Annotated in this window: 19 protein-coding genes; 12 read left to right on the forward strand and 7 right to left on the reverse strand. The window is 36.2% G+C overall.

All coding sequences use genetic code 11. The features are described from left to right. The first annotated feature begins 58 nt into the window (after positions 1–58). The 5 genes from typA to F3J23_RS05325 all read left to right on the forward strand — a co-directional run bounded on the left by typA (position 59) and on the right by F3J23_RS05325 (position 6,856). Entirely contained in the window at positions 59–1,864 is a 1,806-nt protein-coding gene (gene typA / locus F3J23_RS05305) for a translational GTPase TypA (protein WP_167025256.1), read from the forward strand. A gap of 131 nt (positions 1,865–1,995) precedes the next feature. Continuing rightward, positions 1,996–3,612 carry a family 10 glycosylhydrolase gene (locus F3J23_RS05310; RefSeq protein WP_167025259.1) on the forward strand — a complete coding sequence of 539 codons (1,617 nt, stop codon included), beginning with the start codon at positions 1,996–1,998 and terminating at the stop codon, positions 3,610–3,612. A gap of 238 nt (positions 3,613–3,850) precedes the next feature. Beyond that, entirely contained in the window at positions 3,851–4,402 is a 552-nt protein-coding gene (locus tag F3J23_RS05315; protein WP_167025262.1) for a ferritin, read from the forward strand. A gap of 197 nt (positions 4,403–4,599) precedes the next feature. After that, positions 4,600–5,691, forward strand: coding sequence for a redox-regulated ATPase YchF (gene ychF, locus F3J23_RS05320; protein WP_167025265.1), 1,092 nt, complete (start codon positions 4,600–4,602; stop codon positions 5,689–5,691). An 85-nt stretch (positions 5,692–5,776) separates the two neighbouring features. Then, entirely contained in the window at positions 5,777–6,856 is a 1,080-nt protein-coding gene (locus F3J23_RS05325; protein ID WP_194303835.1) for a thrombospondin type 3 repeat-containing protein, read from the forward strand. 62 nt (positions 6,857–6,918) lie between these two features. Here F3J23_RS05325 and F3J23_RS05330 read toward each other — a convergent pair whose 3' ends face one another. The 3 genes from F3J23_RS05330 to F3J23_RS05340 are packed head-to-tail and all read right to left on the reverse strand — an operon-like array spanning position 6,919 to position 7,602. Continuing rightward, positions 6,919–7,167: a hypothetical protein gene (locus F3J23_RS05330; protein WP_167025267.1), complete on the reverse strand. Its 249-nt coding sequence runs from the start codon at positions 7,165–7,167 to the stop codon at positions 6,919–6,921. A 38-nt stretch (positions 7,168–7,205) separates the two neighbouring features. Beyond that, the gene (locus F3J23_RS05335) at positions 7,206–7,364 is read right to left on the reverse strand and encodes a hypothetical protein (RefSeq protein WP_167025270.1); all 159 of its coding nucleotides are present in this window, start codon (positions 7,362–7,364) and stop codon (positions 7,206–7,208) included. A gap of 40 nt (positions 7,365–7,404) precedes the next feature. After that, positions 7,405–7,602, reverse strand: a complete 198-nt coding sequence (locus F3J23_RS05340) for a hypothetical protein (RefSeq protein ID WP_167025272.1) — start codon at positions 7,600–7,602, stop codon at positions 7,405–7,407. Positions 7,603–7,744: 142 nt separating this feature from the next. Here F3J23_RS05340 and F3J23_RS05345 point away from each other — a divergent pair, with 142 nt between their 5' ends. After that, positions 7,745–8,683: a helix-turn-helix domain-containing protein gene (locus F3J23_RS05345; RefSeq protein ID WP_167025275.1), complete on the forward strand. Its 939-nt coding sequence runs from the start codon at positions 7,745–7,747 to the stop codon at positions 8,681–8,683. Between the two features lie 90 nt (positions 8,684–8,773). Then, positions 8,774–9,538 carry an SDR family NAD(P)-dependent oxidoreductase gene (locus F3J23_RS05350; RefSeq protein ID WP_167025278.1) on the forward strand — a complete coding sequence of 255 codons (765 nt, stop codon included), beginning with the start codon at positions 8,774–8,776 and terminating at the stop codon, positions 9,536–9,538. 199 nt (positions 9,539–9,737) lie between these two features. On the opposite strand, the gene F3J23_RS05355 is transcribed toward F3J23_RS05350, so the two are convergent. Further along, a complete protein-coding gene (locus tag F3J23_RS05355) occupies positions 9,738–10,886 on the reverse strand; it encodes a methionine aminotransferase (RefSeq protein ID WP_167025281.1) in 1,149 nt (382 codons plus the stop codon). 289 nt (positions 10,887–11,175) lie between these two features. Here F3J23_RS05355 and F3J23_RS05360 point away from each other — a divergent pair, with 289 nt between their 5' ends. After that, a complete protein-coding gene (locus tag F3J23_RS05360) occupies positions 11,176–11,721 on the forward strand; it encodes a DUF2867 domain-containing protein (protein WP_228455270.1) in 546 nt (181 codons plus the stop codon). A 67-nt stretch (positions 11,722–11,788) separates the two neighbouring features. Here the strand turns inward: F3J23_RS05360 and F3J23_RS05365 are convergent, their stop codons facing one another. The 3 genes from F3J23_RS05365 to F3J23_RS05375 form a co-directional block, all read right to left on the reverse strand. Continuing rightward, entirely contained in the window at positions 11,789–13,024 is a 1,236-nt protein-coding gene (locus F3J23_RS05365) for a T9SS type A sorting domain-containing protein (RefSeq protein ID WP_167025284.1), read from the reverse strand. Positions 13,025–13,254: 230 nt separating this feature from the next. Then, entirely contained in the window at positions 13,255–13,980 is a 726-nt protein-coding gene (locus tag F3J23_RS05370) for a LytR/AlgR family response regulator transcription factor (protein ID WP_167025287.1), read from the reverse strand. After that, the gene (locus F3J23_RS05375; protein WP_167025290.1) at positions 13,949–16,840 is read right to left on the reverse strand and encodes a histidine kinase; all 2,892 of its coding nucleotides are present in this window, start codon (positions 16,838–16,840) and stop codon (positions 13,949–13,951) included. The genes F3J23_RS05370 and F3J23_RS05375 overlap by 32 nt, the downstream gene beginning before the upstream one ends. A gap of 173 nt (positions 16,841–17,013) precedes the next feature. Here F3J23_RS05375 and F3J23_RS05380 point away from each other — a divergent pair, with 173 nt between their 5' ends. The 4 genes from F3J23_RS05380 to F3J23_RS05395 all read left to right on the forward strand — a co-directional run bounded on the left by F3J23_RS05380 (position 17,014) and on the right by F3J23_RS05395 (position 22,755). After that, positions 17,014–18,903 (forward strand): DNA topoisomerase IV subunit B, encoded by a 1,890-nt coding sequence (locus tag F3J23_RS05380; RefSeq protein ID WP_167025293.1) that lies wholly within the window; start codon positions 17,014–17,016, stop codon positions 18,901–18,903. 90 nt (positions 18,904–18,993) lie between these two features. Then, positions 18,994–19,470 carry a hypothetical protein gene (locus tag F3J23_RS05385; RefSeq protein ID WP_228455271.1) on the forward strand — a complete coding sequence of 159 codons (477 nt, stop codon included), beginning with the start codon at positions 18,994–18,996 and terminating at the stop codon, positions 19,468–19,470. Positions 19,471–19,477: 7 nt separating this feature from the next. After that, the gene (locus F3J23_RS05390; RefSeq protein ID WP_167025296.1) at positions 19,478–22,069 is read left to right on the forward strand and encodes a DNA gyrase/topoisomerase IV subunit A; all 2,592 of its coding nucleotides are present in this window, start codon (positions 19,478–19,480) and stop codon (positions 22,067–22,069) included. A gap of 44 nt (positions 22,070–22,113) precedes the next feature. Next, complete coding sequence (locus F3J23_RS05395; RefSeq protein WP_167025299.1) at positions 22,114–22,755, forward strand: rhomboid family intramembrane serine protease; 642 nt, start codon at positions 22,114–22,116, stop codon at positions 22,753–22,755. Positions 22,756–22,757: the final 2 nt, after the last annotated feature.

A 22,757-nucleotide genomic window follows, 5' to 3' on the forward strand; every position in this document is an offset into this window, starting at 1 on the left:
AGACAACAAAATGGTTTTTCATTAAAAATCACTATTTTTGCACCCGTAAAAATCTTTTATGCAAAACATTAGAAATATTGCGATTATCGCACACGTTGACCACGGAAAAACAACTTTGGTTGACAAGATCATACACGCTACCAACATTTTCAGAGAAAATCAGGAGAGTGGAGAATTAATTATGGATAACAATGATCTTGAAAGAGAAAGAGGGATCACCATCTTATCCAAGAATATTTCTGTTACCTATAAAGACACTAAAATTAACGTAATTGATACACCAGGTCACGCCGATTTTGGAGGGGAAGTAGAAAGAGTATTGAAAATGGCTGACGGAGTTATTTTGTTGGTGGATGCTTTTGAAGGTCCAATGCCGCAAACAAGATTTGTACTTCAGAAAGCCCTGGAATTAGGATTAAGACCATTAGTGGTTATCAATAAAGTAGACAAACCAAACTGCCGTCCGGACGAAGTTCACGACAAAGTATTTGATTTGTTCTTCAACCTTGATGCTACAGAAGAGCAATTGGATTTCCCTACATTCTACGGATCTTCAAAACAAGGTTGGTTCAACACTTCATTAGAGCAGACTGAAGATATTTTACCACTATTAGATGGTATTTTGCAATATGTTCCTGAACCGAAAGTAACGGAAGGAAGTCTTCAGATGCAGATTACTTCTCTTGATTTCTCTTCTTTCTTAGGAAGAATTGCCATTGGGAAAGTAACAAGAGGTGAGATCAAAGAATCTCAATGGATTGGTCTTGCTCAGGCAGAAGGTAAAATTGTAAAAGGAAAAGTAAAAGAACTTTACGTTTTCGAAGGATTAGGAAAGAAAAAAGTAACGGAAGTACAGGCAGGAGATATCTGTGCGGTAGTAGGTTTCGATGCATTCCAGATTGGAGACTCTTTCGTAGACCTTGAAAATCCTGAACCATTGGAAAGAACAGCGATCGATGAGCCTACGCTTAACATGACGTTCTCTATCAACAATTCACCTTTCTTCGGTAAAGATGGTAAATATGTTACTTCTAACCACCTTAAAGAAAGATTAACTAAAGAATTAGAGAAAAACTTAGCATTAAGAGTTCAGCAGACTGATGATGCAAACACTTTCCTGGTATTCGGTAGAGGTATTCTTCACTTGTCAGTTTTGATTGAAACAATGAGAAGAGAAGGGTACGAAATGACTATCGGTCAGCCACAGGTTATCTTCAAAGAAATTGATGGTGAGAAATGTGAGCCTTATGAGTCTTTGGTAGTTGACGTTCCTGAAGAATTTGCTTCAAGAGTAATCGACCTTGCCACTCAGAGAAAAGGTGACCTTCACATTATGGAAACTAAAGGTGAAATGCAGCACATGGAGTTTGAAATTCCTTCAAGAGGTCTAATCGGACTACGTTCTCAGATGCTAACTGCAACTGCAGGTGAAGCTATTATGGCACACCGTTTCACAGAATACAAGCCTTTCAAAGGTGCTATCCCTGGAAGAAACAATGGAGTATTGATCAGCAAAACTACAGGTCCTGCTACAGAATATTCTATCGCTAAATTACAGGATAGAGGTAAATTCTTCGTTGATCCGGGTGAGGAAATCTATACTGGAATGATCATCGGTGAACAAAACAAACCTGGAGATTTGGTAGTAAACATCGTAGAAGCAAAACAGTTGAACAACATGAGAGCTTCCGGAAAAGATAAAGATACTGGTGTTGCTCCGAAAATCTTATTCTCTCTGGAAGAATGTATGGAATATATTCAAGGAGATGAAGCCATTGAGGTAACTCCAAACTTTATCAGAATGAGAAAGAAAATCCTTTCTGAAGAAGAAAGAAAAAGAGTGGAAAGATCTGCGAAAGCATAATCCAACTTATATACATAAAATCAAAGCCTCGATTTTCGAGGCTTTTTTTCTGTTGTTACTCATTAAAATGCTTATTTTGGCATAATAATCTCTACAAAAAATAAAAATAATTTAAAATAGTTTTGCAGACTATGAGAATGAATAGATTAAAGCTTATCGTTTTACTAAGTGTTTTTGCATCTTATACTACTTCGTGTTCAGTTCAGAATAATGTAGTGAAAACACCACCTTCCCCTAAAAATGCACCTAAACCTAATACAGGAAATATACCCAAACCAAAAGAAAATACATCCACTGCCCAACCGGTAACAGGAATTGCTGCAGATGATACTTTCAGAACCAATCTTCCGGAGATCAAGAGAGAATTCCGTGGAGCATGGATTGCCAGTGTTGCCAATATCAACTGGCCGTCAAGAAATGATCTTACGGTAGAACAGCAGAAGGCAGAAGCAATCAGTATGCTTGATATGTTGAAAAATAATAATTTCAATGCAGCTATTTTTCAGATCAGACCTTCGGCAGATGCTTTATATACAAGTAATATTGAACCGTGGTCTTATTTTCTGACAGGTGAAACAGGAACCGCACCTTATCCCAATTATGATCCGCTTCAGTTTTGGATTGAAGAAGCTCACAAAAGAGGGTTGGAGCTGCATGTATGGTTAAACCCTTATCGTGCCCATCATTCCAATGGAGGAGCTGTAAATAAGCTTTCCATGGCTAGTAAGCTTTCAGATATTGTCGTAAGACTAAAGAATGGAATGTATTGGTTTGATCCTGCTGATCCGAGAACGCAGGGACACGTTTCCAATGTCGTAAAAGATATTGTAAAAAGATATGACATAGATGCCGTTCATTTTGATGATTATTTCTATCCGTATGCTGCTTATAACAAAGGGGCAGATTTTCCGGATAATGCAACCTGGAATGCTTATGTAAGCAGTGGTGGAACGCTGTCAAGAGCAGATTGGAGAAGAGATAACGTAAATAAATTTGTAGAACGTATCTATAAAGAGATCCATGCAGAAAAGAACTATGTGAAATTCGGGATCAGCCCGTTTGGGATCTGGAAACCCGGATATCCGGCAGGAGTAGTAGGTTCTTCACAATTTGACGAACTCTACGCAGATGCTAAATTATGGCTGAATAGAGGCTGGGTAGATTATTTTTCACCACAGCTGTATTGGCCTATAGATTCCAAAGGACAAAGTTTTGAAGCCCTATTAAGCTGGTGGCAATCCGAAAATACAATGAACCGCCATTTATGGCCAGGATTGAATACAGTTGAGATCAAAGTATCCGATCGTCCTACGGAAATCAAGAATCAGATTGAGATTTCAAGAAATATATTGAAAAAAGATGCCGGGGAGATCCATTGGAGCATTGCCGGGCTGACTAAAAACCCTAACATGCTTCCCACGCTGAAAAATGGGCCTTACAGTGAAAAAGCATTGATTCCGAAATCTCCATGGATAAAGACTATTCCGCTGCAAACTCCTTCATTGTTTATCACAGATAACGGAAGTTTTGCACAAACCAGCTGGAGCACAAAAAATATCGGAGAAGTTTTCCAGTGGGTACTTTTCACGCAGTATAACGGTATATGGGAAACTGAAATCCTTACGTTGGATGCTCTTTCTAAAGATATTCCTAAGTTTAAAGACGGAAAAAAACTGAATGCTGTAGCCATCAAAGCTATTGACAGGCTTGGAAATGAAAGCGATTATATGGCAAAGAAAATTAGGTAATTTGTCTATAAGAAAATAAATGGATTTGCTCTGTGTAATTTAAACAGAGAAACAATGTAAAATAAGAGCCGGTTTTTAAAAAAGACTGGCTCTTATTTTAGAATAACTATAAATTATTATTTTAAAATAATGAAAATCAATAAGATGTAAATGTTTTTTATTGTGTCCTATTTAAAATAAAAACTTTATCGGAATCATTTTTGCATGATTGTTCCCATAATCACCAAAATATAACATTATGAATACTAAAAGACTTTCCGCGAAAGTGGAAAAAGCACTTAGTGATCAGATGAACAAGGAAATTCATGCATCACACGTTTTTCTATCGTATGGAATTTGGGCCGATGATAAAGGCTATCAGGGAATTGCCAACTTTTTATACCGCCATGCCCAGGAAGAGAGAAATCACTCCATCAAATTCATGGAATATATTTTAAACAGAGGCGGAAAACCAAAAGTAGCTGCCATTCCTGCTCCTCCTGCTGATCCCAAAACATTAACTGCCTGCTTTGACGGCGTCTTTAAACATGAAGTAGACAATACAACTGCAATTTATAAAATTGTAGATCTTTCAATGGAAGAAAAAGACTGGGCTACGTGGAATTTTATGCAATGGTTCGTACAGGAGCAGATTGAAGAAGAAACATTAGCCCAAAATCTGATTGATAAATTAAAAATTGCAGGAGGCGACAGAGCCACCGACGAATCTTTATTTACCCTGGATAAAACTTTGCAGGAAGCACCAGATAGTGTTCCTTTAGCTCAGAGCGCTACAGGAAATAATCCTTAAAGCCCTTTGCCAAACAAATTTTTTTGAAAATCTGTCATCACAAAGGCAGATTTTTTTATTATGAAACTCCCTTAAAATTCACTATCTTTGCACGCTGAAAGTTCAAGGTTCAACAATAAAGGCAATAGAAAGCAATACACTCTAAACCTTAAACATTGAACTTTAACCCCTAAACCTTAAACTTTGAATTTTACAATATGAAATGTGGAATCGTAGGCCTGCCGAATGTAGGTAAATCAACTCTTTTTAACTGTCTGAGCAATGCAAAGGCTCAATCAGCAAACTATCCTTTCTGTACTATTGAGCCGAACCTTGGAACGGTTTCCGTACCGGATCAGAGATTGTTTGAACTGGAGAAAATCGTAAAACCTGAGAGAGTTTTACCCGCTGTAGTTGAAATCGTTGATATTGCAGGTCTTGTAAAAGGAGCCAGCAAAGGAGAAGGATTGGGGAACCAATTCCTTGCCAATATCCGTGAATGTGAGGCAATTATCCACGTTTTAAGATGTTTTGATAACGGAAATATTGTTCACGTAGAAGGTTCAGTAGATCCGTTAAGAGATAAAGAAATTATTGATATTGAGCTGCAATTGAAAGACCTTGAAACAGTAGGGAAAGCAGTTGAAAAAGCTAAAAAATTTATCAAATCAGGGAAGAAAGAAGATACTCTTACTTACGAAACCCTTCAGAATTTACAGAAATTTCTTGAAGATGGTAAAAATGCAAGAGAATTTGCCACTGATGATTTCACAAAATCAATTATCGCAGAAGTTCAGCTGTTGACCAATAAGCCGGTACTTTACGTTTGTAATGTAGACGAAAATTCTATCAAAAACGGAAATGAGTGGATTGGCAAGATTGAAGAAATGGCTAAAAATGAAGGCGCTGAAGTAGTAGTTTTGGCTGCACAGATAGAAGCTGATATCAACGAGCTTGAAACTTTTGAAGAAAGAGAAATCTTCCTTGAGGAACTAGGTCTTACAGAACCGGGGGTTAACCGTTTGATTAGAAAAGCTTATGATCTTTTGAAACTTCAGACGTATTTTACTGCCGGGGTAAAAGAAGTAAGAGCATGGACTATCGGACAGGGATGGACTGCCCCACAGGCTGCAGGAGTAATCCACACAGACTTTGAAAAAGGATTTATCCGTGCAGAAGTAATCAAGTATGATGATTATGTTAATTACGGTTCAGAAGTAAAAGTAAAAGAAGCCGGGAAACTTTCTGTGGAAGGTAAAGAATATGTAGTTCAGGATGGTGACATCATGCACTTCAGATTCAATGTATAAGAAAAAATATTAAAGTTAGTTTGTAATAAAAGGCGCTTCCATGAATTTGGGAGCGCTTTTTGCATTCACGTGCTAAACTTTAATCATGAAAATTATATATTTTGCACTGCCGTTCTTATTTTTTTCCTGTTCACAATCCGTTGAACAGAGATGCTTGGTTAACAATCGGAAAGACGTTATCAATGATTATGAAGAACAGAAATCTTATACTGTAAACCAGATATTGAATGAAAAACCCGAGTATCTTGAAATTGTCAATCTCAAAAAATACAGAAGCTTTAAGAAAGACAGCGCAGTATCACATTCTTATGAAAGTTCAAAAGAATCAGAAGATATATTCAGCAGACAGGAGAAGGAGTTTAAAATATTCAGTGACCACTTTTCAGATCAGTTTCTCTGCTACTCCCAACAGCAGATAGGAAATATCCTTTACGGTCTAGGCAGAAACAGGCTTGGGTTTTGGCTTCTTAGTATTGAGAATGGAAAAGCCAATGCCCATTTTCTGGGATTGAGTTTCAGTCATTATTATATCAACGAAATTCAGGAAAATCCGATGATAAGAGACGGTTTTCTTCAGCTTGAAGGAAGTCTTGTGAAAATCATAAAGGTTGCAGGGCTGCCCGGTTATGACGATTACTCTGCTATTGAAGACGGAAAATTATTCAGAATCAATATTGAGCGTTTGAAGAAAGATACGGATGGAGATGGTTACAACGATATTTTTGAAAAAAGCTTTGGATTAAATCCTGAAAATAAAGATACGGACGGTGATGGAATTAATGATTTTGAAGACATGAATCCCATGTTTAAATCCGGAAATAATAAATTCACTCAGTTGTATGAACTTCTGCTGCCCGGCTACGGAAACGCAAATATGAAAAGATTGCAGTATACCTTTGAGGTCTATAAAACTGATTGTGACTACTTTCATCAGATCAATCCTGAGTTGAGGGTATTATTTATGCCCGAAAGTAAAGGAAAGCAGACTTATTATACAAGAATGACGGATGTAACGGATGAAACAATTTCCAAAATCCAGAAAAATAATAAAGATCCGAAGGTATTTTATATCTATAAATCCGGAAATAGCTTTGGAAATGATTATTCTGCGGAATATGAAAACGGAAAATGGAAACTTACCATTGTGGGAGGATATGTTGTTTAAATAGCTCCACCCATCTGAAATAAAAATCGCTTCTCTAATCAAGGGAAGCGATTTCTTTATTCTTAAAGCGGAATACCTATATCGAATCTGCATTTTGGCTCTATACATTCTATAGAGTAAACCACACAGTTATTAACAATATCAGTGCATTTTAATGTTCCTCCAGAGCCCTCTTTACATTCCGGCTCATAGCATGAAGGACCGAATTGAGTACATACACCGCCGCGCATACATACTTTTACCCCTCCGGCAATTGTTCTTAGCTGTTTCTTATTTAATTTTTTTCCGTTGTTTAAATGTTTGTTATTCATTCGTTAAAAGTCTCTATGGTTTAGTTTTTTTGTAAATATTAAATTTCAATACCTGGCTGGCATTGTATTTCTGCACATGCAAAAGAATACTTTTTGCAGGTTAAGTCTGGAAGAAGACACATTTCTTTTCCACCAGTAATTACTCTCAGTTGTTTTTTGTTCAACTTTTTACCTTTGTCTAAGTTTTGATTTTTCATAGTATTGGGTTTTAGATTTGATTTAATAGATGATGATGTCTTATGGCTGTGGCCTGCATATTTTTTGTGCACAACCTATAGAAATTGTCGTGCAGTTTCTAATATCATCGGGAGGATAAGTTTCACAAGGAAACTCTGTACATAAAATGGGTTCCATACAGTTTAGCATTCCTCCAGTGATAAATTTTAATTCTTTTTTGTTTAATTTTTTACCGGTTTTCAAGATCGGATTTTTCATTGCTTTGATTTTTAGGTGGTTAGTTTTTACGAATGTAATAATAAAAAATGAATTATATCACTTGATATGGAGAAAAAAATGTTGTTTTTTTATTTTCATTAATAATTTGCTTCGTATATTTGAATTTTACAAATGATCTGCTATGGAAAAAATAGCTCACACTTCTTTAGATGACTTCTACAAAGAGATGGCTGCCAAGCTGGGTAAGGATCTCGAAAGTATTTTTCCAAAAGGCCTTCACAAAGATATCGGCCATTTCAATGTTTTTGATATTGCCCAAACAATAGAGCGCGTTAAAACAACCTCTGAAATGCCTTATAACAGGAGAAAATACTATAAGATCAGTTTTATAAGAGGAAAGAACAGAGCCGAATATGCGGATAAAGTGATTTCTATAAAACAGAACGCCTTACTATTTGCCACTCCCAGAGTACCTTACCACTGGATTCCTGAAGATCCTGAACAATCAGGAAGTTTCTGCGTATTTACAGAAGATTTCTTTATTAAAGATAAATCCTATTATCATCTCGAAGATCTGCCTATTTTTCAGCCTGGAGGAGTTCCTGTTTTTGAAATTGATGATGAACTGGCAGAAGAAATCGAATCACTTTTTAAAAAAATAAAAAAAGAGATTGATTCCGATTATGTTTTCAAATATGATCTCATCCGAAATTATGTGCTGGAGCTGATTCATTACGGACAAAAATTACAACCCGCAACAAAGATCTCTGCTTCCAACGATGCTTCAATGAGAGTGGTTTCCCTATTTATAGAGCTTTTGGAAAGACAATTTCCGATTGAATCCTGGGAACAGAAACTACAGTTAAGAACAGCTAAGGATTACGCTGAAAGACTGGCCGTTCATGTCAATTATTTAAACAAAAGACTAAAAGAAAGTACAGGAAAAACAACAACGGAACTGATTTCTGATCGTATTATTCAGGAAGCAAAAATTCTTTTAAAGCAGACGAAATGGAATATCTCAGAAATATCATATGCACTGGGATTTGAAGAAATAGCCCATTTTTCAAATTTCTTTAAAAGAAAAACGTCGTTTACTCCATTAGAATTTCGGTCCTGATTTGAATTTTGCAAATTTCAGATTGATTCAAGCAAATGCTTCACCCTGAAATTATCCCAACTTTGTAACATCAAAATAATCAAAATAAAAATGGACACAAAAACAAATATTGCACTGGTAACCGGAGGAAGCCGTGGATTAGGAAAAAACTCAGCTCTTAAAATTGCTCAAAAAGGATTAGATGTTATCATCACCTACAGAAGTAATAAAGACGAAGCGGATGCTGTTGTGAATGAAATAAAAGCAATGGGAAGAAAAGCAGCAGCATTTCAGTTAGATACCAAAGACATTAAAAGCTTCGATGCTTTTGTAAAAGAAGTAACCGGTCATTTACAGGAAAATACAGGAAGTACAAATATCGATTATCTTATCAATAACGCAGGAACCGCCTTATATTCACCTATTACGGAAGTAACGGAAGAACAATTGGATGATGTGGTAGATATTCATTTTAAAGGAGTATTTTTCCTCACTCAGAAATTTTTGCCATTCATCAATGACGGGGGCGGAATCGTTAATGTATCTTCGGGATTGGCAAGATTTGCAACACCGGGTTCATCCATTTACGGATCTATAAAAGCAGGTGTAGAAATGCTTACTAAATATATGGCCAAAGAATTAGGTGCAAGAAAGATCAAAGCTAACGTGATCGCTCCTGGAGCTATTGAAACGGATTTTGGAGGTGGAAGAGTAAGGGATAATGAAGATATCAACGCAATGGTAGCCGGAGCTACAGCTTTAGGAAGAGTGGGGCTTCCGGACGATATTGGCGGAGTAGTGGCATTCCTTTGTACGGAAGATGCAAGATGGGTTAATGGACAAAGAATAGAGGTTTCCGGAGGAATGTTCTTATAAGGTCTGCAGAGTTGCGGCTTGTGAGACTTATACTATTTAAAAAAAACTCTCGCTGATTTATCCGATGATGCAGATTTGGATGTAAATTCTGCGAAATCAGAAAAATCAGCGGGAGATTAAAATATGTGCATTCTTTCCAAGCCTAGATTTCTCGCTGTGCTCTGAATGACAAAATTACTGTTGAAAAATTCTTACGGCATTAGATTTTTGATAAATTTTCAATCGCTTTTTCCAATGTTTCCTGTTTCTTGGCAAAGCATAATCTGATCACATTTTCATTCAGCTTATTTTTATAGAATGATGAAAATGGAACACTGGCTACTTTATGATTGATGGTAAGTTCGCTTGCAAAATCAAAATCATTTTTGTCAGAGATCTTGTCATATTTTACTGCCTGAAAGTAAGTGCCTTCACAATCGAGAAGTTCAAAAGAAGTTCCTGAAAGGCCTTTTCTCAGAAAATCTCTTTTTTCCTGGAAAAACTGGTTCAGATGAATATAGTGTTCATCATTTTTCATGTATTCTGCCAATGCAAGCTGAATAGGAGTATTTACACAAAAAACGTTGAATTGATGTACTTTTCTGAATTCATCTGTCAGGTTTTTGGGAGCTGCACAATAGCCGACTTTCCAGCCTGTAACATGAAAAAGCTTTCCGAATGAAGCTACAAGAAGGCTTCTTTCTTTAAGCTCAGGATATTGGCAGATACTCAAATGCTGTTTTCCATCAAAGACAATATTTTCATATACTTCATCACTCAGAATAAGTATAGAAGTCCCTTTTACCAACTGAATAAGCTCCTGCAGGTCTTCTTCCTTCAGAATCTTTCCGGAAGGGTTGTTGGGATTATTCAGAATAATCATTTTCGTATGATCGCTGATCAGATTTTTTACGGTTTTCCAATCAATTTCATAATCGGGAGCTTTCATTTCAAAACGTTTTACAATTCCCCCGAAAAGCTCTACCGTAGGTTCATAACAATCATAAGCCGGCTCAAAGATAATCACCTCATCATCTTTTTTGATGAAAGCAGCAATCGCTGTGAAAATAGCCTGGGTTCCGCCTGCAGTAACTGTAATTTCAGAATCCGGGTGATAAATGGCTTGATGGCTGTTCTCAATTTTACGGGCAATTTCTTCCTTTAAACCGATCATTCCGCCTAGGGGAGCATATTGGTTAAACCCTTTCTGAATAAAATGATCTACATAGCCAAGTAATTCCGGATCAGGCATAAAATCAGGGAATCCCTGAGATAAATTGATGGCCTCATTTTCATTGGCTAGTTGTGTCATTTGGCTGAAAATAGTAGTTCCTACATTGGAAAGCTTTGATAAAGGAAGTTGTATCATAAAAACAATTTTGTTGACCGAATTTAATGAAATATTTAAAACAGTTTGAATTTGTAGGAATAAAAATCAGGACAAGTTTGAGGATAAAACTTATTTTAAAATTGGAATCATAATCATAAAGTGTAAATATTTAGATTTTTAAATTGATGTTTGTCTGTAAAGTATATGAAACCAGTGGTTTGGAGTGTGGATTAACATTAGATATGATTTTAAACATATGTTTAATTTTTTCTTTTAAATATGCTGAAAGATGGTTACATTTGTTAGATAACCTAATTAATTAAAACCAATGACCACGAAAATTAAGAAGATTGAGTTTCCTGAACAATCACTTTTATCCCGCAAGAAAAAAGATTTTGATTATATGGACAGTTTCGAGGGAGAACTGGGAGACGATAGTAAAGATATTGATATAACAGAAGTAGGGAAGGCCTTTTTTACAAACGGTCCGAAATGGGGCAAGAAAATGTTTGCATTCAGAAATAAAGTGGTAGGATTATTTGGATTAAAAACAGGATCTGAAACTGAAAAGAAGCAGAAAGAAAAGGATTTTACATGTGAAATAGGAGAGCGTGTGGGACTTTTTAAAGTATTTGATAAAACCAGTAACGAAATTGTTCTTGGAGAAGATGATAAACATCTGGATTTTAGAATTTCTCTTTTATTCGATAAGAATCAGAAACAGGTGAATGGAAAATCTTTAAAGATATCCACCACAGTAAAGTTTCATAACTGGCTGGGAGTACTGTATTTTCTGCCGGTTCGGCCATTTCATAAATTGATTGTTCCTGCAATGCTGAAGAATATTATCGGAAAACTGGAAAAGAATACATAAGGTTTTAAATTATACAAATAAGGCTATCTATTATACAGATAGCCTTATTTTTCAAATTGAGAATCATTTATTTTGAAATCAATAGTTTTTGGGTACTTACTTTAGTGTCGGATTTCATTTCTACCAGATAAGCTCCTTGCATAAGCTTTTGAGTATCTAATCGGATGAACTGAGTTCCGCTGTTCAGGTTTTCAGATCTTTCAATGACAACCTTTCCAGTGTTATCAATAATTCTTACCGTTACCAATTCTCTTTTTAACAGTCTGGTCTCAAGATCTACATAAGTTTTTGCCGGATTGGGAACGAGAGTGAAATCTTTAGACTCGGCAGATTGGAGTTCGGCTTTTATAATGGCTTCCATACCTTTTGTTGGAGAATCTACTGTTGAAAAATTTGTGAATGTTGGGATGGATGGTTTATAGCAGAAGGTAAAACATCGTTTACAAACAGAGATTCTACCCTGATTTTCACTTACGCATATGGTATAAGAGCCCGCTGCATTATATGTATGTGATACTGTGGGATAGATATAATTTGATGAACTGCCGTCACCCCAGTCGATGATATACGTTGGTCCTGGATTGCCGGGAGTAGAATACAGGATAGGATTAATTAAATTAATAGTGGCCGTTGCTGTATTATTTAATGTACTGAATGAAGTGCTGAGGGTAAAATCTGCAGTACATCCATCACATGGTTTTACACAGATATTATCAAAAAATACAATTTCCTGTTGTGTGCTGGTAATATCCGGTGTAATAGCCAGAGTAGTAGAGTTCATAATAAGATTATCAAAATCGGCAGAAGTACCGGCAGTATTCAATACCCATGTTCCCTCCGAATTGCTTGGAAGAATTCCACCGCTTGAAAGCTGGATGGGTGCTTTGATGCGTACCCAGCCACTTCCGGGAGTTACTGTTACATTTGCTCTGAAAGATGCATTGTGAACCCCATTAGAAAGAGTGATATACGGATGATAAGGCTGCCCATAGCCACTGTCATTTTTAAGGTAAAAGTCAAAGTACAGGCATTGACCAAGATATTTTTTACCAAGACTTCTAAAATCTGTTGAGTTTTCGTACCAGGAGCCGCCGGACTGGTCTCCCAATATGAGGTACTGAGATCCGTCTAAGGCATTAGGAGATCCAAAGTTTACACTGACATTCCCATTGGGATAAGGTGAGGGAGCCCAGTTTCCTGCAGGGCTGGTAGTGGCATTAAAGTCTGAGCACGGAGTTTGCCCATTCATTATCATAGAACAACCCAGGATTAAGCAGAATGCTAATAAATAATTTCTTATCATAATATATCTTGGTTTTATAAATCAAAAGCCAAGAAAAACTTTAGAAATTAATAAAAGTGTGATTGGTTTAAAAGTTCAATAGTTAATTGTTATATCAACTAATGTTGAAATAAAAGTATGATAAGGAATAGTTCCCCACAGTAAAGAATTAGCAGGTGTAGGTAGTTCTTAAATAAGTGTTGTCTTTTTGTATTTAATCGATAATTTCAATCAGGAATTATTCATTATTTTTATTCAAAATACCTGATTTTAGACAAGAAATCATTCTTTTTGCGTACAGATACGTCTATAACAGAATCATCTGCCATAATAACCTGCCCTCCTTTTCCTTTGATATATTCTTTTAAATGAGTAAGATTAATCAAATGTTTATGATGGATCCTAAAGAAATTATGTTCCGAGAGAAACCCCTCATAATCATGAAGCGTTTTGGAAACAATCATTTTAGTTTTATCCTTCATATAAAAGGTTGTATAACTTGAATCTGCTTCACAGCGTATAATATCCTCAATATCGGTTAACTTAAACCCCTGAAGGGTAGGGAGACTGATTTTATTCTGGTAGGTTCCGGAAGACGTTTTGTCTTTTTTTATAATTTCCAGTGCTTTGTTGACGGCAATTAGGAAATCTATCCTTTTAATAGGTTTTAAAAGATAATCTACTGCGCCATTTTTAATAGCCTGAATGGCAAACTGTTCAAAGGCTGTGATGAAAATAATAAGAGCATTGATTTCTTTAAATTTTGATAGAAGATCAAAAGCAGTTCCGTCACTTAGCTGAATATCAAGAAAGATAATATCCGGAGTGTTTTTTGAAAGATGGATATAGGCTTCTTCAATATTTGACGCCTGAAATGCAATCTGTATATCAGGAAATTCATTCTTCAGCAGTAAAGAAATGTAATCTCTTCCGTCCTGTTCATCATCAATGATGCTGGTTTGTATTTTTGTTTTCATGGGGAATCATATATAAGTTTATTAGTGTACCGGGTGTCTTTTGTTTTTTGCCAAGATCTTCAATTTCCAGTTTGATATCAATTTCAAAAATCTGGCGGAAAGTTTCAATCCTTTTTTTAGATAATTTTACGCCGAATGAATCTGAGGACTTAGTCGTATGCAGTTTGGCATCTATTCCTACTCCGTTATCCGTAATCGTCATAACCAGAAAAGGATATTTGTAGTCAAACGAAATCGTAATTTTTCCTTTTCTGTCTTTTAAATTAGATACCCCATGTTTGATTGCGTTTTCAACAAAAGGCTGAATAAGAAGTGAGGGGATGATCCAGTTTTTATCGACAGCGTCGGAAATCGTAATCGCATAATTGAACTGCTCTTTCAGTCTTAGTTTTTCCATACTTAAATAAAGGGTAAGATATTCTATCTCTTCTTTGATCGGGATTAATGCTTTTTCAGAATAATACAGTGTTTTTCTGATCATCTGAGAAAATATATCAAGGTAATTTTCAGTTTCAGGATAATTTTTTTTATACAGCAAAAACTGAATGGAATTGAGACAGTTGTAAATGAAATGTGGATTGATCTGAGCTTTAATAGCCTGAAGTTCTAATTCTGCAATTTTCTTTTCATAATAAAGATTCTCCAGTTTTTTGTTTCTCCTTTTTTGAAGATATAAACTCCATAACCAGAGAAGTATGAGAATACCTGTAACAATTAATAATAACCGGAACCACCATGTCTGCCAGAATTGCGGCTCAATTTCAAAGGCAATATCAGATGAAGTGGCCGATTGTCTGCCGTTGTAACCCAATCCGAAAACTCTGAGGACGTATTTGCCAGGAGGAACCGCATTAAGGATAATAGAAGATGAATTGCTGATCTGCCAGCTGTTATTAAGACCTGAAATCAGGTATTTGTAGCTGATTTTTCCCTGAGAAGAGTAATCAGGAAAACTTAAATGAAAGGTAACCTCATTATCCGGATATCGTCCTACAAGCTTACGATTAACATTAAAATATTTTTTATCACCAATTGACACTGAGTTTACTATTACTTTTTTATGAATAGATTTTTGCTGGGAAAGCAGTTGGTGGATAGATAGAATACTTAAGCCTTTTGAGGTGGCAATATAAATGGTGTCTTTCCTGATCACACAGCCGGCTATAACATTTGATGGCAAGCCGTCTGTTTGTGTAAAATTATTGATAAGGAGTTTCCCGTTTTTAAACTCTATTCTGCTGATTCCGAAATTAGTGCTGGCCCAAAAAATATTTTCGTTCTCAATGGAGATCTTTTTAATCTGATCAGACAGAAGGCCATCTTTTTCAGTAATTTTTTGGACTATTTTGTTACGATTAAAAACAAGAATTCCATTGGGATTTGTAGCAGCTATGTACAGATTGGGCTTAAGTTCTTTTATATCTTTAAAATAATACCCTTCCAGAAACATTTTCTTACTCCTTGTCTTAAGATTTATCTTATAGAGATCCTTGAAGTTTCCTGCAAATATGCTGTCTCGGCTATAAGGTAAAGCAGAATAAATTCTTTCATCAGATAAATAATGTGAGTATTTGTCCTTGATGAAATCGAAAATAATTAACCCGCTCGATGCACATAATAATACGGAGCTGTCGTTATAGGGAACAATATTTTTTAAACTATAATTATTTAAGCTTTTCTTTTTCTTACTGGCAAGATCATATTTGAAGATAGCTTTTGTTATTCCGAAAATAACCATATTTCCTTTTGCAAATATAGCTTTGTGTTCAGTTTTTTTATTCTCCTGCAGTGTAATGTCAGTAATTGTGTTAGAGTGAAGAACTCCTCCTTTTGATTGATTATAGCCTAAAATAATATTCTTTCCATTATCCGTAATAGCAGTGATGAATGAGGAATTATTTTTAAGTGTAAGGTTGATATAGTTGTTGAAAAAAGAACGGGTTACGAAAAAGATTCCGTTATTCCGGGTAGAAAACCAGACATTATTGTCCACATCTACTAAAATATTATTAATAATGTAATCTTCTAAAAGCAGAATAGGAGATAATGGCTTTTTTGTGGCAGATAGTGGCTGGTCAAAATAGAGAACCCCTCCTTTATCAAGACTAAGCCAGAGTTTATTATTTTTATCAATACTGATTTGGTCAATATCTTCTTTAGTATAATAGGTATTTATTTTAGCAAAGTGATATTTATTTTCAATTTTATAAATTTCAATCTTCTTTTCGCTTTTTCTGATGAAAAAATTATCTTTTTTAAAAATGAAATCACTATTAGTTAAAGGGATATCACAGATTGTGATGGTTTTTCTAACCATATTATAAGCTTCAATCTGATTTTTATCATTTCTTGTATATAAGAGATGAGCATTCACATCAAAGCCAATGGCTTCTGTAGCTGTTTTTCCCTGAGTGATATCCAGGGGCAGAATTTGTATTTTTTCATCTTTGTAGAGATAAATATTTTTAGGATTTGATTTATTGCACATATAAAAACCACCTTTTATATGTACAGAAATAGGATTATAACAGAGTTGAATCTTTTTTAGTTCTTTATTAATATCGGAATTGATGATTCTGTCATTCTTGAGATAAGCAAAATCACTGAGAAATGATATAATAAAAAGCTCATTATTGGAAATAGGTTTACAATCGAGAACATCCATGTTTTTTAACCCCTCTTTATACTGCTTGAATTCTTTCCCATCAAAACGAAATAATCCGTTATCACTGCCAATCCAGATAAAACCGTTTTTGTCCTGGCTGAGACGGTAGGTATAGAAGGTGTTTAGCCCATCCTCTTCACCATAATGAATGACCCCTGGAATTTGAGCAGCCAGGGGAAGTGAGCAGAATGACATTAATAAAAAACATAGAAAAGAATACATATTTCACATCATATCGAATAATATATAAATATAAAATTTGCTGAATAATCACACAATACATATCATCAAATATTATAAAAAATGATTTTTAAAATTCGGATAATTTTAGACAATTTCGTACTTTTGTATGTTTGCTGAAATCATATATGTCACAAGAAATAAATCCAACCTACTCAGAAGATAATATCAGAACCCTCGATTGGCAGGAACATATCCGTCTGCGTCCCGGAATGTACATCGGGAAGCTTGGGGACGGCTCTTCTGCCGATGACGGTATTTACATTCTGCTTAAAGAAATTCTGGACAACTCTATTGATGAGTTCAGGATGAGAGCAGGTAAAAGAATCGAAATAAAACTGGACGACGGTAAAGTTACCATCCGTGACTTTGGGCGCGGAATCCCATTGGGAAAAGTAGTAGATGCTGTTTCCAAAATGAATACCGGGGGTAAGTACGACAGTAAAGCGTTCAAAAAATCCGTAGGGTTGAACGGTGTCGGTACCAAAGCTGTGAATGCCCTTTCAGACTATTTCAGGGTGCGTTCCTTCCGCGATGGAAAAATGAAAGCGGCCGAGTTCTCCCGCGGTATGATCAAAGAAAACTTTGAGGAAAAAGATACTTCGGACAGAAACGGTACTGAAATTTCCTTTATTCCGGATGGAGAGATATTCCTGCATTTCAAGTATAGAAAAGAGTATATCGAAAGAATGCTCCGTAATTATGCTTACCTGAATCCGGGACTTAAAATTCTTTTCAACGGTGAAACGTATTATTCCGAAAACGGTCTTAAAGATCTCCTGGAAGAAGAACTGGAAAGCGATATTCTATATCCGATCGTTCATTTAAAGGATGATGATATTGAAGTGGCAATTACACATTCCGACAAATCCCAGACGGAAACATATTTTTCATTCGTAAACGGACAGAATACAACACAGGGAGGAACGCATCTTAATGCCTTCCGTGAAGCATATGTAAAGACGATTCGTGAGTTCTTTAACAAAAGTTTTGATGCTTCGGATATCAGAAAGTCAATCATTGCAGCGATCTCCATCAACGTAGAGGAACCGGTTTTCGAATCCCAGACCAAAACCAAGTTAGGATCTAATGATATGGGCCCCAACGGACCTACCGTGAGAACATTCATCATTGATTTCCTTAAAAGCAAACTGGATAATTTCCTACACAAAAATCCGGAAATAGCAGAAGCAATCCAGAGAAAAATTCTGATCTCAGAAAGAGAAAGAAAAGAACTTTCCGGAATTCAGAAACTGGCAAGAGAAAGAGCTAAAAAAGTTTCTCTTCACAATAAAAAACTTCGTGACTGCAGACAGCACTATAACGATCAGAAAGCCGAAAGAAAAGGAGATACACAAATCTTTATTACCGAGGGCGATTCCGCATCAGGATCTATTACAAAATCCAGAGATGTAGAAACACAAGCGGTATTCTCACTGAAAGGTAAACCTCTGAACTGTTATGGGCTTACCAAGAAAGTAGTGTATGAAAATGAAGAATTTAACCTTCTTCAGGCTGCGTTGAATATCGAAGAAAGTTTAGAAGACCTAAGATACAACCAGGTGATTATCGCAACAGATGCCGATGTTGATGGAATGCACATCCGTTTGCTGATGATTACATTCTTCTTGCAGTTTTTCCCGGATCTGATTAAGAACGGACACCTTTATATTCTTCAGACCCCTTTATTCCGGGTGAGAAATAAAAAGGAAACGAGATACTGTTATTCGGAAGCGGAAAGGGTAAAAGCATTGAATGAACTTGGCAAAAATCCTGAAATTACCCGATTCAAGGGACTTGGGGAGATTTCGCCAGATGAATTTAAACATTTTATCGGTAAAGATATTCGTCTGGAACCTGTAGTGGTAGGAAAAGATCAAACCATTGACCAGCTTCTGGAATTCTATATGGGAAAAAATACACCAGACAGACAAATATTTATTCTTGAAAACCTGGTAGTGGAAGATGATACAGATATTGATAAAAAGGAATTTGCAGAAGAAATAACAACAAACTAAAGCCTGGGCCGTGAAAGCCGGCACAAATATAAAAAAACACATTTTGGATGAAAGTAAAAAAATTTAGAAAACTTACAACCCAAAATTATAATGAGACTAAGTAACCGTAATAAAACATCAGTATATAACTCCGCAAGCACTTTGCTTTTAATGATGACCGTATTTGGAATATTGGTGTTTTTTGCCAATGAGTACAGATTTAATGCGCTGGGAAAGGAAAGTTATCTGCTGATAATTATTCCTGTTGGCCTGTTGATGATTTTTCATCTTAGAGGACGACAGGTTTTCGAATATGACAGCGATGGCGAGGCCCTGAATTTTAAAAACAGGAATATTATCCCTTTTTTAAGCAAACCTCTTCACGACGAGTTTCCGAAATATAAGCTGATAAAATATGATGTAATCAATATTTTCTTTATCAAAAGATTATATATTACCGTTTCAAGTAAGAATAATGGCTCTACCATATTGAAGTATGAGATTTCTTATTTGACCAGAAAAGAAGTAAATGATTTAAAAATCTCTCTTAACAAAGTTGTAAAAGTTAATAAAGAGAAAAAAGATTAAAAAACAGATGACGACAGAAGAATATTCGCATGAGGGTGAAAGCCTGAAGAAAGTTTCCGGGTTATACAAAGACTGGTTTCTGGATTATGCTTCCTATGTAATTTTGGATAGAGCGATCCCTTCGGTATACGATGGTTTAAAACCCGTTCAGCGAAGAATCATGCACTCTATGCGCGAACTGGAAGACGGCCGTTACAATAAGGTGGCCAACATCGTGGGAAATACCATGAAATATCACCCGCACGGTGATGCCTCCATTACAGATGCCATGGTGCAGATAGGACAGAAAGAACTACTGATAGACACTCAGGGGAACTGGGGGAATATCTATACGGGAGACTCTGCAGCCGCTGCAAGATATATTGAAGCAAGACTTACTCCATTTGCTCTGGAAGTAGTTTTTAACCCTAAAACTACGGAATGGACAAAATCCTACGACGGAAGAAACAATGAACCTATCGATCTGCCGGTAAAGTTTCCTTTACTGCTTGCACAAGGTGTGGAAGGGATCGGGGTAGGACTTTCTACAAAAATACTTCCGCATAACTTCAACGAACTCATCAACGCATCAGTAGCTTATTTAAAAGGAAAAAGATTTGAACTCTATCCGGACTTCTTAACAGCCGGATATTTGGATGTCTCAGAATATAATGACGGTCACAGAGGAGGAAAAGTAAGAGCCAGGGCTAAAATTACCCAAACGGATAAACATACCCTTGTGATCTCCGAACTTCCGTATTCAAAAACAACCACTGACCTGATTGATTCTATCCTGAAAGCCAATGAAAAAGGAAAGATCAAAATCAAAAAGATTGAAGATAATACTTCTGATAAAGTAGAAATTCTGATCCATATTCATAACGATGTTTCTCCGGATAAGACGATTGATGCACTTTATGCATTCACAGACTGCCAGGTGACAATCTCGCCGAATGCCTGTGTAATCGTTGGAGATAAGCCTATGTTCATGAATGTTTCCGATATTCTGAAAATGAATACGGACCATACGGTTTCCTTATTGAAAAAAGAACTTGAAATTGAACTTCATGAGCTTCAGGAAAGCTGGCACTTCTCTTCACTGGAAAGGATTTTCATCGAAAACAGAATTTATCATGACATAGAAGAAGTGAAAACCTGGGAAGATGTACTGAAGACGATTGATAAAGGATTAAAACCTCATACCGGACATCTTTTAAGAGCTGTAACGGAAGAAGATATTTTAAAACTAACAGAAATCAGAATCAAGAGAATTTCAAGATTCGATCTGGATAAATTTAAAGAAAATATTGCCGCTCTGGAAGGCAAAATAGAACAGGTGAAATACCACCTTGCCAATCTGATAGCTTATGCTGTTGATTATTATCTGAATATCCAGAAAAAATACGGAAAAGACAAACAGAGAAAAACCGAGCTTAGAATTTTTGATACCATTGATGCTACAAAAGTAGCCGTTGCCAATGAGAAGTTCTATGCAAATTTTGAAGAAGGATTCATCGGAACTTCTCTGAGAAAAGATCAATATCTGTTCGATTGCTCTGATATTGATGATATCATTACTTTCAGAAAAGACGGAAGCATGAAGGTGGTAAAGGTGGAAGCCAAGACTTTCATTGGAAAAGACATACTTCACGTTGCCATATGGAAGAAAAATGATAAAAGAACGGTGTACAACATGATCTATCGTGAAGGCAGGGAAGGGCCCTATTATATGAAGCGTTTCTCCGTAACAGGAGTAACCCGAAATACAGATTATCCGCTGGCTTCAGACAAAAAAGGCTCAGAAACCTTATACTTTTCAGCCAATCCTAACGGGGAAGCGGAAACTGTAACCGTTCTTTTAAAGCCGAATCCAAGAATCAGAAAAAACAAAATGGAGATCAACTTCTCAGATCTTGCGATTAAAGGACGTGATTCCAAAGGAAATCTGGTGACCAAATATGCGGTGAAGAAAGTGGATATGAAAGAAGAAGGAGTTTCTACACTGGCACCAAGAAAGATATGGTTTGATGATACAGTGAGAAGACTGAATGCGGATGCAAGAGGAACGCTGCTGGGGAACTTCAAAGGAGATGACAAAATCCTTACGATCAATACAAATGGTGAGGTGAAGCTGGTATCATTTGATCTTGGCAACCGTTTTGATGATGAATATCTGGTGCTGGAAAAATGGAGACCTGCACAACCGATTACCTGTATCTATTATGATGGAGAAAAAGATATTTATTTCATCAAGAGATTTTTACTGGAAAACACGGTTAATGTACAGACGTTCATGCCGTCGGAACACCCGAAGTCATTTATTGAAAATGTAATTGTTGCCAATGATGCAACTGCTGATATCATTTTCGCAAAAGATAAAGGCAAGGAACGTGATCCGGAAACGGTGAATATCGATGAATTCATTGCTGTAAAAGGAATTAAGGCGATTGGCAACCAGTTTACGAAATTTAAGGTAAAAGCCATCAATATTACAATTCCTGAACCTGTAGAGGAGGAACCGGAAATGTATGAAGATCCGGAACCTTCCGCTGATGCAGATGAGGATGGAGGAATCATCGGAGACCTTTTCCAGGAAGATGAGAACAGCGGAAATGAGTAGGATATAAAAATTACCTTTTATAAGGATAAATAAAAAAACATAAGATGAATATAATTGTTTTAATAATCATTGCAGTTACGTGTATCTTCAGTTACATGGGATTCAACAATATGACATTGTTTGAGAAATACAAGTTTAATGTTGGAGCTATTGCAAACCGTAAAGAATATATAAGATTAATCAGCTCTGCATTTTTGCATGCCGATTTTATGCATTTGTTCTTTAATATGCTTTCCCTGTATTTTTTTCAGGGAGTGGTTATCAGTTTCTTTGGAGAAATAGGTTTTTTGATTATTTATTTCGGCTCCATGATCCTGGGAAATTTATTCAGCTTACAAATCTATAAAAATCAACCGTGGTATTCCGCTATCGGGGCATCAGGAGCCGTTTCAGGAATTATTTTTGCTTCCATCGCAATGGCTCCGAATGAGATCAGTGTCAACTTCCTGCCGGGATGGTTATTCGGAACTTTGTATTTCGGATATTCCGTGTATATGATGCTGAATCCTAAACAATGGGATAATCTGGGACATGCTGCACATCTTGGAGGAGCTTTCTTCGGACTTGTGTATTCTATTGCCCTGCACCCGCAGCAAGCGATGAGCAACATTCTTTTCTTAGGAGTGATGTCGCTTCCGCTGATATACCTCGGATATCAGATTTTTATAAAAAAGAAAATCAATTAATC

Origin of the sequence: Chryseobacterium sp. Tr-659, from assembly GCF_011752975.1 — a bacterium.
GTDB lineage: Bacteria > Bacteroidota > Bacteroidia > Flavobacteriales > Weeksellaceae > Chryseobacterium.

Coding starts and splice junctions, on each gene's coding strand:
- typA (WP_167025256.1), top strand. CDS start 59: ATGCAAAACATTAGAAATATTGCGATTATCGCACACGTTGACCACGGA.
- F3J23_RS05310 (WP_167025259.1), top strand. CDS start 1,996: ATGAGAATGAATAGATTAAAGCTTATCGTTTTACTAAGTGTTTTTGCA.
- F3J23_RS05315 (WP_167025262.1), top strand. CDS start 3,851: ATGAATACTAAAAGACTTTCCGCGAAAGTGGAAAAAGCACTTAGTGAT.
- ychF (WP_167025265.1), top strand. CDS start 4,600: ATGAAATGTGGAATCGTAGGCCTGCCGAATGTAGGTAAATCAACTCTT.
- F3J23_RS05325 (WP_194303835.1), top strand. CDS start 5,777: ATGAAAATTATATATTTTGCACTGCCGTTCTTATTTTTTTCCTGTTCA.
- F3J23_RS05330 (WP_167025267.1), bottom strand. CDS start 7,167: ATGAATAACAAACATTTAAACAACGGAAAAAAATTAAATAAGAAACAG.
- F3J23_RS05335 (WP_167025270.1), bottom strand. CDS start 7,364: ATGAAAAATCAAAACTTAGACAAAGGTAAAAAGTTGAACAAAAAACAA.
- F3J23_RS05340 (WP_167025272.1), bottom strand. CDS start 7,602: ATGAAAAATCCGATCTTGAAAACCGGTAAAAAATTAAACAAAAAAGAA.
- F3J23_RS05345 (WP_167025275.1), top strand. CDS start 7,745: ATGGAAAAAATAGCTCACACTTCTTTAGATGACTTCTACAAAGAGATG.
- F3J23_RS05350 (WP_167025278.1), top strand. CDS start 8,774: ATGGACACAAAAACAAATATTGCACTGGTAACCGGAGGAAGCCGTGGA.
- F3J23_RS05355 (WP_167025281.1), bottom strand. CDS start 10,886: ATGATACAACTTCCTTTATCAAAGCTTTCCAATGTAGGAACTACTATT.
- F3J23_RS05360 (WP_228455270.1), top strand. CDS start 11,176: ATGACCACGAAAATTAAGAAGATTGAGTTTCCTGAACAATCACTTTTA.
- F3J23_RS05365 (WP_167025284.1), bottom strand. CDS start 13,024: ATGATAAGAAATTATTTATTAGCATTCTGCTTAATCCTGGGTTGTTCT.
- F3J23_RS05370 (WP_167025287.1), bottom strand. CDS start 13,980: ATGAAAACAAAAATACAAACCAGCATCATTGATGATGAACAGGACGGA.
- F3J23_RS05375 (WP_167025290.1), bottom strand. CDS start 16,840: ATGTCATTCTGCTCACTTCCCCTGGCTGCTCAAATTCCAGGGGTCATT.
- F3J23_RS05380 (WP_167025293.1), top strand. CDS start 17,014: ATGTCACAAGAAATAAATCCAACCTACTCAGAAGATAATATCAGAACC.
- F3J23_RS05385 (WP_228455271.1), top strand. CDS start 18,994: ATGAGACTAAGTAACCGTAATAAAACATCAGTATATAACTCCGCAAGC.
- F3J23_RS05390 (WP_167025296.1), top strand. CDS start 19,478: ATGACGACAGAAGAATATTCGCATGAGGGTGAAAGCCTGAAGAAAGTT.
- F3J23_RS05395 (WP_167025299.1), top strand. CDS start 22,114: ATGAATATAATTGTTTTAATAATCATTGCAGTTACGTGTATCTTCAGT.